Genomic DNA, 17,147 nt, shown 5'->3' with positions numbered 1-17,147 from the left:
CTCCAGGTGCGAATCCGGCGGTGCCGGTCAGGTCAGGTGCGCGGCCACGGATGCCGCGGCACGGGATACGGTCGGCCGGCCGGCGAGCTGCGCGGTCAGGTCCGCGAGCAACTCCGCCCGCGCCGGCACGAGATAGAAGTGGTCGCCGGGGAACGCCCGCAGCCGGAAGCCGCCGGTGGTCAGCTCCGCCCAGGCGGAGACCGACTCCCGGTCGCAGGCCGGATCCCCCGTGCCGAGGTACGCCGTGATCGGCGCGGACACGGTCCGCGGCGCGCGCGGCAGGTAGCCGTGGATCAGCCGCAGGTCGGCCCGGAGTGCCGGTACGACCAGCTCCCGCAGCTTCGACGAGCGGAAGACCACCGGATCCACCTCGCCGAGCGCGGCGATCCGGACGAGGAACTCCTCGTCGTCGAGGTGGTCGGGGTGCTGGTCGATCCGGGTGACGTGCGGTGCCCCGTGCCCCGAGACGAACAGGAACTCCGGCACGACGCCGAACCGCTCCTCCAGCCGGACGGCCACCTCGTAGGCGACCGAGGCGCCCATGCTGTGGCCGAACAGGGCGAGGGGACGGTCCAGGTACCCGGTGAGCGCCTCGGTGACCCGGTCGGCGAGCACGTCCATCCGGTCGACGCACGGCTCGGAGAGCCGGTCCTGCCGGCCCGGGTAGCGGACGGCGAGCACGTCGACGGGGTCCGGCAGCCGCGCCGCCCAGGTCTGGAAGAACCCGGCCGAGCCGCCGGCGTGCGGCAGGCAGACCAACCGCAGGCCCGCGTGCGCGCCGCCCCGGAACACCCGCAGCCAGGGATCGCCGCCGGTCGGGCGGGACAGGGACATCTGGGGCACTTCCCGGTCGCGCCGCTCAGTCCGACATCGCCACCAGCACCCGGCGGTCGCCCGTGTACGGGCGCCGGCCGTGCGCGGTGAGCACGTTGTCGATCAGCAGCAGGTCGCCGACCCGCCAGTCGACGTCGACCGCCGCCTCCAGGCCCCGGTCGCGGATCTGGGTGACGTACTCGTCGGGGATCGGGGAGCCGTCGGCGAAGGTCACCGACTGGGGCAACTCGTCCGGGCCCATCACCTGGGTCATCACCCTGGCGATGTCGTCGTCCAGGCCGGCCGGGTGCCACTGGTCGGCCTGGTTGAACCACACCTCGGCCCCGGTGACCGGATGCCGCAGGGTGGACTCCCGCAGCTGGACCACGCGCAGTCCGTCGGCGGTCCACTCCCAGGTGGCGCCGGCACCGGCGAGGAACTCCTCGACCTCGTCGCGGCTGTCGGTCTCGAAAGTCTCCCGCCAGCTCTTGCCCAGCCCCATCCCGTCGTGCAGGTTCTGCTGGTAGCGCAGCCCACCGGCGAAGTCGGCGCGCAGCTGCGGGTCCAGGGAGTCGAGCCACAGCTCGGCGTCGACAACGGGGGTGGCGCCGCCGGTCTCGGCGGCGATCTGGCAGAAGAAGAGCAGCCGGGCCGGCCACTGCGCCGCGTACGACAGCTCGTTGTGCATGGAGATGGTGTACCGGGACGGGTACTCGGTGGACGTGTAGACGTTGCGGCCCACCTTGGTGCGGGGCGAGTTGCCGTGCACGTACGCCAGTCGCCTCGGCAGCAGCAGGTCCATCACCGGGTCCAGGGTCTCCGGCCGCACCCCGAAGCCACGGAAGACGAGCGCCTTCTCGGCCGTGAGCACCTCCGCCAGGTCCAGCTCGCGCAGGTGGCCGACCAGTCCCTCGGCGCTCGGCGCGCAGCCGGCGCTCTCCGGGGTGATCTCCAACGGCTTCCAGCTCGCGTGCTCGTTCATTCCGGGGCTCCTCACCGTCCCAAGCTGTGCGATCCCTCCCAGGCTCTGCCGCTCCGCTATATTCCGTCCATATCGCCACCGTCCCGGGTCGCGCGGCCCGCCCGCTCGGCGGCCTCCGCCCGTTCCGCCTCGGCCCGGGCCCGACCGCCGAAGCCGAGCACCGCGAGCACCGCGATCACCCCCATCGCCCCGCCCACGATCAGCATGGCCTGGGTGATGCTCGTCGAGTCGAGCAGGAAGCCCGCGAACAGCGCCCCCAGCGAGTTGGCTCCCGAGCTGAGCAGCATGACGATCGATCCGGCCCGCCCGCGCAGGTGGTCAGGTGCGCTCTGGAGCACGTACAACATGCCGGCCACGTTGCTGATGCCGGCGCCGTAGTGGATCAACGCGAAGATCGCGCCGAGGACGACGAGTCCCGGTGCCAGCGCGAGTCCCGGTGCCAGCGCGAGCAGCGGCATCAGCACCGCCCAGGCGATGTTGACCCCCATGATGATCCGGCGGATCCCCCAGCGACTCAGGTAGAAGTTGCTGGTCATCGCGCCGGCCATGCCGAAGACGCTGTTCACCATCAGCAGCATCCCGACCGTGGCTGACGAGCCGCCCAGGTTCTTGACGATCACCACGAGGCCCAGGCCCAGCACCTGGAACAGGATGTTGCTCGCCGCGAAGAGGCCGAGGGCGCGGCGCAGGTAGAGCTGGCCCCAGACGAAGACGAAGCCCTCCCGCACCCGGGTCAGCAGGCCACCGGGCTCGTCCGCGCGCGCCTTCGGCGCCTGCAGGTCCCGCCGCACGAACAGCAGAGTGACCAGCGAGATCACGTGCATCAGCACGGCGAAGCCGAACGGCGCCCAGCGGGTCAGCGCGTACAGCCCGGCGCCGGCCGGCTGGCCGAGGATGCTGGCCGCGTTGGCCCGCGACTCGTTGGCCGCCGTCGCGGCGCCGTACCGCTCGGCCGGGACGACGTTGAACACGGCGGCGCGTTCGGCCAGGGCGTAGCAGATGCCCAGGCTGGCCTCCACGAACGCGACCGCCATCAGGTGCGGCAGCCACACCGAGTCCCGGGCGACCGCGACCGCGACGCTGCCGATCGCGACGATCCGCCCGACGTTGCAGAGGACCATCGTGCGGCGCCGGTCCCAGCGGTCGACCAGCGCGCCGGCCGGCAACTGGGTCACCAGGTTGGGCAGCAGCGCGGCGAAGGTGACCAGGCTGGCCGCCGTGGCCGAACCGGTCGACCAGAAGACCAGCAGGGTGTAGCTGATCGAGGTGGCCCGGGAGCCCAGCGCGGAGACCCCGGAGCCGACCCAGAGCAGCAGGAAGTCGCGGTTGCCGGTCAGGCGCCCCGGCTGCCGGGACGTGGCCGCCGGGTGCCCGACCGCGCTCACGACGCGGACCCGGCGGGGGTGGCCCGGCACCAGTCGAGCACGGCCATCGCGCTGTAGAGCTTGTTCTCCGCCTGCTGGAAGGCGATGCTGGCCGGCCCGTCCAGGACCTCGGCGGTCACCTCCTCTCCCCGGTGCGCAGGGAGGTCGTGCATGAAGACCGCGTGCGGGCTGCGCCGCCACAGCTCCCGGTCCACCTGGAACGGGGCGAAGCGCGTCCGCCAGTCGGGGTCGGGCTTGCTGGTGCCGGTGGTCTGCCAGCGGGTGGTGTAGATGGCGTCCAGGTCACCCGGCAGGTCGTCCATGTGGTGCCGTTCGACGAGGTGGGCGCCGCAGCGCTGGGCCTGCTCCCGCGCGACCGCCGCGATCTCCGCCGGCAGCCCGTACCCCGCCGGCGTGCGCAGCTCCAGCTCGACGCCGGGGAAGCGGGTCAGTGCCAGGGCCAGTGCGGTCGCGGTGTTGTTCGCCTCGCCCAGGTAGAGCAGCCGCAGGTGTTCGATGCGGCCGAAGCGCCGAAGCAGGGTGGTCAGGTCGGCCAGCGCCTGCGTCGGGTGCTCCTCGGCGCTCATCGCGTTGATCACGGCCATCCGGTGCTGGCGCGACCAGTCGCGCATCTCCCCCGGGTCGGCGGCGGTCCGCGCCACCAACACGTCGAGCATGCCCGACAGCACCCGGCCGGTGTCCTCGCTGGACTCCCCGGTGTTGACCTGGAGGTCGTTCGGCCCGTACTGGATCGTCTTCGCGCCGAGCCGCAGCGCGGCCACGGTGAACGCGGTCCGGGTCCGGGTCGAGGTCTTCACGAAGTAGGTGCCGACCACCCGGTCGGCCAGCGGGCTGGCGGACTCGCCGGCGGCGAACCTCGCCCCCCGGGCCACGATCGAGTAGAGGTCGTCGTCGGTCAGGTCGCGGATCGACACCAGGTGCCGCACCTGCCGGGTCGGTGGGTCGGTGACCGTGGCAAGGATGCTCGGTACGGTCGTCATCACATTTCCTCCGTCAGTGCGATGTCGGACGCCAGCCGCGACACGACCCCGTGGCCCTGGTCGCCGTTGGTCAGCACCACCAGCCCGGAGCCGTCGGGCACCCGGCCGGCGGTGAGCGCCTGGTAGCCGGGGATGCGGCCCCGGTGGGTGAACTCCACCCGTACCCCGGCGGGCCCGTCGATGCGGTCCACCATGCAGCCGAGTCCGAAGACGCCGCCCGTTCCGGTGGTCAGTTGCGCCACCGCCAGCTCCCGGCTCAGCAGGGCCGGGTCGCCCCGGTACGCGAGGTGGATCTCCCTGACGAGCTGGGCCAGGTCGGTGGCGGTGGTCCAGAGGCCGGCCGCCGCCAGGTCCGTACGCACCTGCCAGCCGCCCGGGAGCGGCTCGCCCCGCTCGTCGTGCCCGACGGCCACCGGCCGGCCGGACGTCTCCGGGAAGCTCTGGTCGAAGCTGCTGCCGGTCATCCCCGCCGGTCCGAAGACCAGTTCGGCCATCAGGTCGGCGAAGGGCGTCGCGGTGACGTCCTCCATGAGCTGCTGCACCACCACGAAGTGGCTGTTGCGCTCCACGGCCACCGCGTCGGGCGCGTCGAGCGCCCGGACCGGACCGGTGGGCACGCCCCGGCCGTGCAGCACGTCCGACAGGCTCGGCACGGGGCCGCCACGCGGGTGTCCGGTGCTGCCCGTCGGGGTCAGCCCGGCGACGTGGGAGAGCAACTGCCGCAGGCTCACCGGCCGCTCGGCCGGCAGCTGCCAGCCCTTCAGGTACGCGTTGACGTCCGTGTCGAGCTGGAGCTGCCCCCGCCCGAGTAGGACCAGCGCGCCCACCGCGGTGACCAGCTTGCTGACCGAGCCGACCTGGAAGATGGTCGCCGGGGTCACCGGGGAGCCGCCGCCGGCCGCGCGGTGCCCGGCGGCGCGGACCTCCACCACCTCGCCGTCGGCGAGCAGGGCCAGCGAGGCGCCGGGCACCCGGTGGGCGGCGAGCAGCGGCTCGACGGCCGGCAGCACCGGCACGGCCCGCGCCACGCCGGCGCGTACCGCCGGATCTGCCGCTTCGACGGACGCCGCCGCCCCGGTCGGGGCGAGCGAGGCGGCCAGCTCGGCCAGGGTCCGGTCGAGCATCGCCGCCCGCAGCGTCAGCGGAACTCCGGCCTGCCGGGCCGCCGTGACCACCGGTACGACCAGCAGCGAGTGCCCGCCCAGGGCGAAGAAGCGGTCGTGCCGGCCCACCCGGTCGATCTCCAGGGCCCCGGCCCAGATGTCGGCGATCAGCTTTTCCAGACCGGGGCGGGGCGGGGTGTGGTCGGCCGCCGCGGCCAGGTCCACCGGGGGCAGCGCCCGACGGTCGACCTTGCCGTTGGCGTTGAGCGGGATGGCCGGCACCGGGACGAAGACGCTCGGGACCAGGTGGCTCGGCAGCCATCGGGCACAGTGCGCGGCCAGGTCCGGCGCGTCGCCGACGTGGTAGGCCACCAGGCGGGGTCCGCCGGCGCCCGTCGACTCGACGGTCACCACCGCGTCCCGCACGCCCGGATGCGCCACCAGCACCGCCCTGACCTCGCCGGGCTCCACCCGGTGGCCTCGGATCTTCACCTGGTCGTCGACCCGGCCGAGCAGGTCGAGCTGCCCGTCCGGCAGCCAGCGCCCCAGGTCGCCGGTCCGGTACAGCCGCCCGCCGTCCGCGGCGAACGGATCGGGCACGAACCGGTCGGCGGTCAGGTCCGGCCGGCCGGCGTAGCCCCGGGCCAGGCCGGGGCCGCCGAGGTGGACGTGGCCGACCACGCCCACCGGCACCGGTTGCAGGTCGGCGTCGAGGACGTACGTGCGCATCCCGGCCATCGGCCGGCCGATCGGCGCGACGTCGGCCGGCAGCGGCCCGGTGACCGGGTACCGGCTGACGGCCACGGTCGCCTCGGTGGGCCCGTACTCGTTGAGCAGCACGCTGCCCGGCGCGAGCGCGTGCCAGCGGTCGCAGACCTGCCGGGTCAGCGCCTCGCCGCCCAGGACCAGCAGCGGGGTCAGGGCCGCCGCCTGCTCCGCGTCGAGCTGGCGGGTCAGCAGGTCGAGGTGGCCGGGGGTCAGCTTGACGAAGCTGAACGGGCCGGCGGCGGCCAGCCTCGGGCCCAGCTCGTCCAGGCCGGCGTCGGGCGGCAGCAGCCACAGCCGCTGACCGGTGACCAGCGGCGCCCAGATGCTGGTCACCACCATGTCGTACGCGACCGACGAGAAGAGCGCGGCGCCGCCGGTGCGGTCCCCGATCAGCTCCTCGGCCGCCCAGCCGAGATAGTTGGCGAGGCTGCCGTGGCTGATCTGCACGCCGTTCGGCCGGCCGGTCGAGCCGGAGGTGAAGATGACGTACGCGAGGTGGTCCGGGTCGGGGCGGCCGGGCGGCGGGTCGGCGGGCAGCGCGGCGATCCGCTCGGCGTCGCGGTCGAGCAGCACCAGCTCGACGCCGGTGAGCCGGTCGGCGTGGCCGGTCGAGGTCACCACCACCGTCGCCCCGGCGTCGGCGAGCATCGCGGCGACCCGCTCGGCGGGGTGCCCCGGGTCGATCGGCAGGTACGCGCCGCCGGCCCGCCACACCCCGAGCAGGGCGGCGACGAGGTCGACGCCCCGGTCCAGCAGCACCCCGACGACCCGCTCCGGGCCGATCCCCACCCCGCGCAGGCGGTGGCCGATCCGGTTGGCCGCCGCGTCCAGCTCGGCGTAGGTCGTACCGTCGACGGCCTCCGCGTCGGGGGTGGCGGCGGCCCGCGCCGCGACCCGGTCCGGGACGAGGTCGACGCATCCGGGCGCGGCCGAGGCGTTCCAGCCCACCAGCACGTCGTCGCGTTCCCCGGCGGGCAGGTACGCCGCCCGAGGGTCGCCGTCGGGGTCGGCCACCATGGCCTCCAGCACCAGCCGGTACATGCCGCCCAGCCGCGCGGCGTCGGCCCGGCCCATGGCGTGGCTGTCGGTGCTCAGTTCGAGCCGGCCGGCACCCGCGGCGACGGCGAGCGCGAACTCGGAGGTGCTCGCGCCGATCCGCTCCACGGGCGCGGTGCGCCCGCCGTCGACCTCGGTGAAGTCGAGGTAGCTGAAGTAGACGTCGGTGAGGCGGGCGCCCCGGCCGGGGGTGCGGATGGCCGGCGCCGGGTAGCGGCGGTGCGGCCACAGGTCGGCCTCGCGGGCGTGCACCCGCTGGACGAGTTCCCGCCAGCTGCCCGCCGTCCGGTCGTGCGGGAACGGCAGGGTGTTCAGCGACATGGCGTAGACCCGCTCGCTGCCCACCACGTCGGGGCGGGTGTTGCAGACCAGTCCGCTGTAGAAGGTCGGCTCGTCGGTGAGCTGGCTGAGCACCTTCAGGTGCGCGGCGTGCAGCACCGCCTTGAGCGAGACCCGGGCCGCCGAGGCCAGGGCCCGCAGCCGCGGCTCCAGGTCCCCGTAGGACACCACCTCGGTGTACGGCTCCCGGGTGGCCGGCGCGGGCGGCGCCCACGCGGCGGGGAGCAGGAACCTCGGGTGCCGCCCGACCACGTCCTGCCAGTACCGCTGGTCGGCCGCCGAGTCCAGGGCGCGCAGCTCGCCGGCGACGAAGTCGGCGAAGCGCACCCCGGGCGGGGCGGCGACGTCGGGCTCCGCGCCCGCCCGCCGGGTGTGGTACCGGTCCAGGATCTCCATCACCAGGGCGTGCAGGCTCCAGCCCTCGATGATCACGTGGCAGATGGTGAGCACCAGCCGCCAGCTCCGGTCGGTCTCCAGGCAGACGGTGAACCGCAGCAGCGGCGCCCGCTCGACGTCGAACAGCTCGGCGTACTCCTCGCCGACGAGCCGGCGCATCAGGGCCGTCCGGTCCGCCTCGGCCAGCCCGCGCAGGTCGCGGGTGTGGACCGGGACGTCCACGGTGCGGTGCACCAGCTGCATCGGCACCGAGTAGCCGCTCGTGTCCACCGACGTACGCAGCACGTCGTGCCGGGCCACCACCTCGGCGACGGCGGTCCGCAGCGTCGCCAGGTCGAACGGCTCGTCGTCGGGGATCAGGAACGAGACGACGTTGTGGTAGTGGTTCTGGCCGTTGTCGGCCAGCATCTCCAGCAGCATTCCCAGCTGCACCCGCGACAGCGGGTACGCGTCGTCCAGCCCGGCCGGCAGCAGCGGCAGGTCGGCGGGGGCGACCAGCTCGAAGGGCTCGACGGGGCGGTCGGTCGGCACCGGCGCGTCCCGGCTCGCCAGCACCTCGCCCAGCGCCCGGACGCTCGGGTGCCGGAAGATGTCCGCGACCGTCACGTCCAGCCCGGCCGCGCGCATCGTGCCGGCCAGCACCAGCGCCGTGATGGAGTGCCCGCCGAGGTCGAAGAAGCCGTCGGTGACGCCGACCGCCGGCAGGCCCAGCACGTCGGCCCAGACGGCGGCCACCCGCTCCTCCAGCGGACCCGCCGGGGCGACGAAGTCCCGGCCCGCCAGTGTCGCGCCGGTGGGGGCGGGCAGCGCCCGCCGGTCCAACTTGCCGCTGTTGTTGCGCGGCAACTGCTCCAGCAGCACGAACGCCGACGGCACCATGTACTCCGGCAGGCTGCGCCCCAGCCGCTCGCGCAGCGCGGCGACCTGCGGCGGCTCCCCGCCGCCGGCCACCAGGTACGCGGTCAGCCGGGGGTCGGCCGGGTCGTCCGCGCGCAGCACGACGACCGCCTCCGCGACACCGGGCAGCGCGGTCAGCGCCGCCTCGATCTCGCCCGGCTCGATCCGGTAGCCCCGCAGCTTCACCTGGTCGTCGAGGCGGCCGAGGAACTCCACGCTGCCGTCGGGCAGCCGGCTGGCCAGGTCGCCGGTGCGGTACATCCGGCTGCCCGCCGGGCCGTACGGGTCGGGCAGGAACCGCCGGGCGGTCAGGTCGGGCTGGTTGAGGTAGCCGCGGGCCACCCCGTGCCCGGCCAGGTACACCTCGCCGGGCACCCCGATGGGCGCCGGGTGGCCGTACTGGTCGAGCACGTACATCCGCACCCCGGACAACGGGCGGCCGATGCGGCTGCCCACCCCCGGCGCGAGGTCGGCCCGGGTGATCCGGTGGTAGGTGGAGTAGACGGTGGTCTCGGTGATCCCGTACATGTTGACCAGCGCGGTGCGGGCCAGCCCCAGGCGGGACGCCCACGGGGCGAGGTCGGCGAAGTCGAGCTTCTCCCCCGCGATCACCACCGCCCGCAGCGACAGCTCCCGGATCCCGGGGGCGTCCTCGGCGGCGAGCCGGACCAGCCCGCGCAGCGCCGTCGGGGTCTGCGCCAGCATGGTGACCCGCTGGCTCACCAGCAGGTCCAGCAGGTCCTGCGGCACCCGGGCCACCTCGCGGGGCACCACCACCAGCCGGCTGCCGTGCAGCAGCGCCCCCCACAGCTCCCAGACGGAGACGTCGAAGGCGTACGAGTGGAACAGCGCCCACACGTCGGTCTCGTCCACCGCGTAGTGCTCCTGCGCGGCGTCGAGCAGGCGCAGCACGTTGGCGTCGCTCACGCAGACGCCCTTGGGCCGGCCGGTCGAACCGGAGGTGTAGATGACGTAGACGAGGTCGTCGGGGTCGCGGGCGATCCCCGGATCGGTCTCCGGGTGCCCGGCCAGGTCGCCTGCGTCCAGCAGCACCCGCCGCCCGTCGAAGCCGGCGAGCACCGCCGCCTGCGCGGAGGTCGTCACCACGGTCCGCGCCCCGGCGTCGGCCAGCATGTAGCCGATCCGCTCGGCGGGCTGGGCCGGGTCCAGGGGCAGGTACGCCGCCCCCGCCTTGAGCACGCCGAGCAGCGCGGGCACCAGGTCCGCGTCCCGGTCGAGGCAGACCCCGACGACGGTCTCCCGGCCGGCGCCGGCCGCGCGCAGGTGGTGCGCGAGCCGGTTGGCGGCGGCGTCGACCTGGGCGTACGTCAGCTCGACCGCGCCGGCCACCACGGCCACCGCCTGCGGATCGCGGGCCAGCTGGGCCTGGAACAGCTCGACCATGGTGCCCGTGACCGGCTCGTCCGCGCCCGGGTCGGTGACGCCGAGCAGCCGGTCGCGCTCGCCCCCGGGCACGCAGACCGCCTGGCAGTCGCCGTCGGGGTCGGCGAGCATCGCCTCCAGCACCGCCCGGTACATGCCGGCGATCCGGTCCAGGTTGGCCTGGCTGACCAGCCCCGCCCGCGCGGAGAGCGCGTAGCGGCCCCGCTGGGCGAAGCAGGAGAGGTCGAACTCGGTGGCGCCCTCGCCGGCGGCGCCGGTGACCACCGGGCCGGATCCGTCGCCGCCCTGCGTCGCGCGGGTGAAGTCCTGGTAGTTGAACAGGACGTGCAGCAGCCGGTGACCGGCCTCGCGCTGCATCTCGGCCAGCGGGAACCGCCGGTGCGGCCACAGGGCGACCTCCCGGTCGAACACCGCGGCGACGAGGTCCCGCCAGGTGCGGGCCGACCGGTCGTACGGGAACGGCACCGTGTTGAGGTACATGCCGTGCACCTCGTCGGCGCCGAGCACCTCGGGCCGGGCGTCGCAGACGAGGCCGGCGTGGAAGCCCGGCTCGCCGGTGAGCTGGCTGAGCACCTTCAGGTGCGCGGCGTGCAGCACGGCCTTCACCGACACGTCGGTGTCGCGGGCCAGGGCGCGCAGCGCCTCGTCCAGGTCGGCGAAGTCGACCGTGGCGTCCACCGTGGCGTCCGGCGCGTCCGGCTCGCCCCAGCCGGCGGGCAGGGTGAACGGGGCGCGGCCGTCCCACACCGACCGCCAGTGCTCCCGGTCGGCGGTCGACCCCAGCGCGGCGATCTCGGCGGCGATGAAGTCGGCGTAGCGCACGGGCGGCACTGCGGCCGACGCCGGGGTGCGGCCGTCGGCCAGCTCGGCGTAGCGGTCGAGCACCTCGGTGACCAGCCGCGCGCTGCTCCAGCCCTCGGTGACGGTGTGGGAGATGGTGAAGGTGAACCACCAGCTCTCGTCGCTGTCCACGTGCGCCGTGACCCGCAGCAGCGGCGCGGTGGCGACGTCGAACGGGCGGGCCCGCTCGGCCGCGATGAACTCCGCGAAGAGCGCGGCGTGCCGCTCGGCCGGGACGCCCCGGCCGTCCTCGACGCGCACGTCGGGTTCGGCGTCGGCGTGCACGAGCTGCATCGGCACCGAGTAGCCGACCAGGTCGAACGACGTGCGCAGGATCTCGTGCCGGGCCACCACGGCGCGGACCGCGCCGCGCAGCGCCCCGGCGTCGAACGGCCGCCCGTCGCGCACCTGGTGGGCCAGGACGCTGTGGTAGACGGCGCGGTCGCCACTGACGGCCGACTCCACCAGCATGCCGAGCTGGGTGCGCGACGCCGGGTAGGCGTCGACCAGGCCGGCGGGGAGCTTGGCCCGGTCGGCGGCGCCGATCAGCGCGTACGGGGCGACCGGGCGGAACTCGTCGGCGTCGGCGTCGGTCAGCGCGGCGGCCAGCCGGCGTACGGTGCGGTGGGCGAAGACGTCCCGCACGCTGGTGGGGTGCCCGGCGGCGCGCAGCGTGCCGACGAGGGTGACCGCGAGCATCGAGTCGCCGCCGAGGTCGAAGAAGCTGTCGGTGACGCCGACGCGGGCCACGCCGAGCACCCGTGCCCAGATCCCGGCGATCTCCTCCTCCACGTCGCCGGTCGGGGCCTGGTAGTCCCCGGTGGCGTACGCGCCGGTGCCGGGGGCCGGGAGCTGGCGCCGGTCGACCTTGCCGTTCGGGTCCTTGGGGATGGCGTCGAGGGTGACGTAGGCGGCCGGCACCATCGCCTCGGGCAGCGCGGCGAGCAGCCGCTCCCGCAGCCCGGACGGGGTCGGTGCGTCGCCGGGGGTCGGCAGCACGTACCCGACGAGGGTGCGGCGGCCGTCGTGCTCGCGGACGGCGGCGACGGCGTCGGCCACGCCGGGGCAGCCGCGCAGGGCCGTCTCGATCTCGCCCAGTTCGATGCGTACGCCGTGCAGCTTCACCTGCGAGTCGAGCCGCCCCAGGAAGTCCACGGTGCCGTCCGGCCGCCACGCCGCCGCGTCCCCCGTGCGGTACAGCCGCGCTCCGGGCGGGCCGTACGGGTCCGGCACGAACCTCCCGGCGGTCAGGTCGGGCCGCCCGAGGTAGCCCCGGGCCAGCCCCGTCCCGCCGATGCACAGCTCGCCGGGCACGCCGACCGGCACGGGGTCGAGCCGCTCGTCGAGCACGTACAGCCGCAGGTTCGGGTGCGGGGTGCCGAGCGGCACCCGGGACAGCCCGGCCAGGGCGTCGGCGGTGCACGCCCAACTGCTCACGTCGACGGTGGCCTCGGCCGGCCCGTACGTGTTGTGCAGCTCGCAGCCGGGCAGCGCGGCCAGGAACGCCCGCGCCACGTCGACGCCGATCTCCTCGCCGCCCACCGCCACCGACCGCAGCGACCGGCAGCCGGCCAGCCCCTCGGCGAGCAGCGCCGGCAGCATCGACGGCACGAAGTGGACGGTGGTGACGCCCTCGCGGGCCATCAACTCGCACAGGTACGCGGGGTCGCGGTGCCCGCCCGGGCGGGCCACCACGATCCGGGCGCCCGCCGACAGGGCCGCGTAGACCTCTCCCGGCGAGACGTCGAAGCCGATCTCGGTCTTCTGGAGCACGACGGCGTCGGAGTCCAGCCGGTAGACCCGCGCGCCGACGTGCCCGGTGCGGTTGACCAGGGCCCGGTGCGACAGCAGCGAGCCCTTGGGGCGGCCGGTGGAACCCGAGGTGTAGATGACGACGCTGCCGTTGTCGGGGCCGGTGAGCGGCTCCGGGTCGGTCGGCGGCCGGTCGGCCCAGGCGTCCGGCTCGTCGAGCAGCACCACCGTGGCGTCGACCGGCGGCAGTTGCGCCCGCAGCTCGGCGGTGGTGAGCAGCACCGGGGCCGCCGCGTCGGCCAGCATGAACGCCAACCGCTCCGCCGGGTACGACGGATCCAACGGCAGGTACACCCCACCCGCCTTGTGCACCGCCAGCATCCCCACGACCTGCTCCACCGACCGGTGCGCGCACACCCCGACCAGCACCTCCGGCCCCACCCCCAGCTCCCGCAGGTGGTGCGCCAACCGGTTCGCCCGGCCGTTGAGCTGCCCGTACGAGAACGACACGCCCTCGGCCGTGATGGCCACCGCGTCCGGCCGCCGCGCGGCCTGCGCCTCGAACGCCGCCGGCACGTACCCGCCGACCTCGACGGTCCGGCCCGGGGCGAACCGGGCGATCTCCTCGCGCTCCCCGGCCGGCAGGCGCGGCGCCGCCGCGTCCCCGTCCGGGTCGGTCACCATCGCCGTCAGCACCTCGCGGAACATCGCCCCGATCCGCACCAGGGCGGCCGGGTCGGCGGTCCGGCTGTCGCTGACCAGGCGGACGGTGCCGCCGCCCGCCCCGACCGACAGGCCGAACTCGGTGGCGCCCGGCCCGCCGACCTCGACGAGGTCGGTGCCGGCTGACTCGGCCGCCGCGCCGCCGTCCTGCCGGGTCTCCACGTAGCCGAAGACGACGTCGATCGGTCGGGACCCGGCGTCGGCCAGCCGCGCCACGGCCGGCAGCGGGTAGCGCCGGTGCGGCCACAGCTCCACCTCGCGGTCGAAGACCGACCGCACCAGATCCCGCCACGTCCCCGCCGCGCGGGCGTGCGGGAACGGCAGCACGTTGATGTACATCCCGTGCACCCGCTCGGCGCCCCGCACCTCCGGCCGCGCGTCGCACACCAGGCCCGTGTAGAAGGCGGACCCGCTGGTGAGCTGGCTCATCACCTTCAGGTGCGCGGCGTGCAGCACCGCCTTGACCGAGGTGTTGGTGTCGCTGGCGAGCCGCCGGAGCGCCGCGTCCAGGTCGTTGACGTCCACCGTGTACCGGCAGACCGTCGCCGCGCCGGACCGGTCGCCGAAGGCGTCCGGGAGGGTGAGCTTGGGTCGCCCGGTCACCACCGCCCGCCAGTGCGCGGCGGTCTCCGGCGAGCGCAGCGCCGCCAGCTCGCCGGCGACGTGGTCGGCGTACCGGACGGCGGGGGGCTCGTCCTGTCTCGGCGCCTCGCCGCGGCTGCGCCGGGCGTACTCGCCGAGCAGCTCGGCGAGCAGGGCGTTGAGGTCCCAGCCGCCCGTCACCAGGTGACTCACGGCGAGGGTCAGCCACCAGGCCCCGGTGCCGTCGGCGTGCGCGGCGACCCGCAGCAGCGCGGCGTCCGAGTCCAGGTCGAAGGGGGTACGCCGCTCGGCGGCCAGGTGCTCCTCGTGATCAGCGGCCGGGTGCACGGCGACCGGCACGGCGGCGCTCGCGCGCACCAGCTGCATCGGCACCGAGTAGCCGGTCAGGTCGACCGAGGTGCGCAGCGTCTCGTGCCGGGCGACCAGCGCGTCGACCGTCGCCTGGAGCGCGCGGGCGTCGAACGGCCGTCCGTCGTCGACCCGGATCGACTGCACGATGTGGTACAGCGACCTCTCCGGGTCCTTCTGGATCTCCACGGCCATGCCGACCTGCGCCTGCGTCGCCGGGTACGCGTCGACCACGCCGCCGGGCAGCCTGGCCCGGTCGGCGGCGTCGATCAGCGCGTACGGCTCGACGGGGCGAAAGGCCCCCTCCTTGGGGGTGTCGGCCTCGGCGAGCGCGGTGACCAGACGGCGGATCGTGCGGTGCGCGAAGATGTCCCGCACGGTGACGTCGTGGCCGGCGGCGCGCAGCGACCCGACCAGGGTCACCGCCGTCATCGAGTCGCCGCCCAGGTCGAAGAAGCTCTCGGTGACGCTGACCCGGTCGAGGTCGAGCACCCACGACCAGACGCCGGCCATCGCCGACTCCACCGGACCGTTGGGCCGCTCGTAGCGGCCCCGGGCGTAGGACCGCGCCTCCGGCGCCGGCAGTTGCCGCCTGTCGACCTTGCCGTGCGGGTCCACGGGAACGGCGTCGATCGTGACGTACGCGGCCGGCACCGTCGCCTCGGGCAGCTCGGCCAGCAGCCGTTCGCGCAGCTCACCGGGGGTGGGCGCGGGCCCGCCGTCGGTGACGAGGTAGCCGACCAGGGTGCGCCGGCCGTCCTGCTCGCGGACCGCGGCGACCGCGGCGGTCACCCCGGGGCAGCCGCGCAGGGCCGTCTCGATCTCCCCCAGTTCGATGCGTACGCCGTGCAGCTTGACCTGCGAGTCGATGCGCCCCAGGAAGTCGACGGTGCCGTCGGGCCGCGACGCCGCCGCGTCGCCGGTGCGGTACAGCCGCGACCCGGGCGCGCCGTACGGGTCCGGCACGAACCGCTGCGCGGTCGTTCCCGGCGCCCCGAGGTAACCCCGGGCCAGCCCGATCCCGCCGATGCACAGCTCGCCGCGCACCCCGACCGGCACCGGTTGCAGGTGCTCGTCGAGCACCCGGACGGTGAGGTTGGTGAACGGGGTGCCGAGCGGCACCCGGGTCAGCCCGGCCAGGGCGTCGGCGGTGCAGAGCCAGCTCGTGACGTCGACCGTGGTCTCGGCCGGGCCGTACGTGTTGTGCAGCTCGCAGCCGGGCAGCGCGGCCAGGAACGCCCGCGCCACGTCGACGGCGATCTCCTCGCCGCCGACGGCCACCGACCGCAGCGACCGGCAGCCGCCGATCCCCTCGGCCAGCAGCGCGGACAGCATGCTCGGCACCAGCTCGACGGCGGTGACGCCCTCGCGGACGATCAGCTCCCGCAGGTACGCGGGGTCGCGGTGTCCGCCGGGGCGGGCCACCACGATCCGGGCGCCCGCCGACAGGGCGGCGTAGACCTCGGCCGGGGAGACGTCGAAGCCGATCTCGGTCTTCTGGAGCAGCACCGCCCCTTCGTCGAGGCGGTTGATCCGCCGACCGGCGTACGCGGAGCGGTTGACCAGCGCCCGGTGCGGCACGAGGACGCCCTTGGGCTGGCCGGTCGAGCCGGAGGTGTAGATGACGTAGCAGCCACTGTCGGCGTGGGTGACCGGCTCGGGGTCGGTGGCCGGCTGGCCCGCCCAGGCGTCCGGGGCGTCCAGCAGCACGGTGGCCGCCTCGGCCGCCGGGAGCTGACCGCGCAGCTCGGCGGTGGTGAGCAGCACCGGGGCCGCCGCGTCGGCCAGCATGAACGCCAACCGCTCCGCCGGGTACGACGGATCCAGCGGCAGGTACACCCCACCCGCCTTGTGCACCGCCAGCATCCCCACGACCTGCTCCACCGACCGGTGCGCGCACACCCCGACCAGCACCTCCGGCCCCACCCCCAGCTCCCGCAGGTGGTGCGCCAACCGGTTCGCCCGGGCGTTCAGGTCCCGGTAGCTGACGCGGGTGCCGTCGCAGGTGATCGCCACCGCGTCCGGCCGCCGCGCGGCCTGCGCCTCGAACGCCGCCGGGGCGTACCCGCCGACCTCGGCGGTGCCGCCGGACGACCAGCCCTCGACCTCGTCGCGTTCCGCCGCCGGAAGACGGACGGCGACCGCGTCGCCCTCGGGGTCGGCCACCATCGCCGTCAGCACCTCGCGGAACATCGCCCCCACCCGGGCCAGCGCGGCGGGACCGAAGACGTGGCTGTCACCGACCAGGTCGAGGAAGCCGCCGGCGGCGGTCACCTGGAGGGCGAACTCGGTGCCGCCCTCCCCGGCGATGGCCTCGAAGTCGACGGACTCGTCGGCGACCGCCCCGGCCCGGCGGAACTCGGTGTAGTCGAAGACGACGTCGATCGGGCGGGACCCGGCGCCGGCCATCCGCTGCACCGCCGGCAGCGGGTACCGCCGGTGCGGCCACAGCTCCACCTCGCGGTCGAAGACCGACCGCACCAGCTCGCGCCACGTGCCGGCGCCCCGGGCGTGCGCGAACGGCAGCACGTTGATGTACATGCCGTGCACCCGCTCGGCGCCCCGCACCTCGGGCCGCGCGTCGCACACCAGGCCCGTGTAGAACCGCCCCTGGTCGGTGAGCTGGCTCATCACCTTCAGGTGCGCGGCGTGCAGCACCGACTTGGGCGACACGTCGAGGGTTGACGCCAGCGCGCGCAGCTTCGGCTCCAGGTCCTGGTAGCTGACCCGGGTCCGGAGGCTCTCGCGCGGGCCGTCG

General features: G+C 75.0%; 5 protein-coding genes (1 of these 5 only partly in view). All 5 read right to left on the bottom strand.

Annotated elements, in window-relative coordinates; all coding sequences use genetic code 11:
• Positions 1–27 precede the first annotated feature (27 nt).
• Tightly spaced (at most 56 nt apart), the 5 genes in view from RM555_RS03440 to RM555_RS03420 form a layout consistent with a single transcriptional unit that may run on beyond the window.
• Positions 28–834, bottom strand: a complete 807-nt coding sequence (locus RM555_RS03440; RefSeq protein WP_311410397.1) for a thioesterase II family protein — start codon at positions 832–834, stop codon at positions 28–30.
• A gap of 25 nt (positions 835–859) precedes the next feature.
• A complete protein-coding gene (locus tag RM555_RS03435) occupies positions 860–1,795 on the bottom strand; it encodes a TauD/TfdA family dioxygenase (protein WP_132238371.1) in 936 nt (311 codons plus the stop codon).
• Between the two features lie 56 nt (positions 1,796–1,851).
• Positions 1,852–3,180 (bottom strand): MFS transporter, encoded by a 1,329-nt coding sequence (locus tag RM555_RS03430; RefSeq protein ID WP_311410396.1) that lies wholly within the window; start codon positions 3,178–3,180, stop codon positions 1,852–1,854.
• On the bottom strand, positions 3,177–4,160 hold the full coding sequence (locus tag RM555_RS03425) for an ornithine carbamoyltransferase (protein ID WP_132238375.1): 984 nt from the start codon (positions 4,158–4,160) through the stop codon (positions 3,177–3,179). Before RM555_RS03425 ends, RM555_RS03430 begins: the two co-directional genes overlap by 4 nt.
• Positions 4,160–17,147, bottom strand: the 3' portion of a protein-coding gene (locus RM555_RS03420; RefSeq protein WP_311410395.1) for a non-ribosomal peptide synthase/polyketide synthase. 10,376 nt of this gene lie beyond the right edge of the window; only the last 12,988 of its 23,364 coding nucleotides appear in the window; its start codon lies beyond the right edge, outside the window; the stop codon is at positions 4,160–4,162. The genes RM555_RS03425 and RM555_RS03420 overlap by 1 nt, the downstream gene beginning before the upstream one ends.

It is taken from the genome of Micromonospora reichwaldensis (genome assembly GCF_031845925.1).
Classification (GTDB): Bacteria; Actinomycetota; Actinomycetes; order Mycobacteriales; family Micromonosporaceae; genus Micromonospora; species Micromonospora reichwaldensis.
The sequence above is the reverse complement of the archived record's forward strand: the minus strand, read 5'-3'. Positions and strand labels throughout refer to the sequence as shown.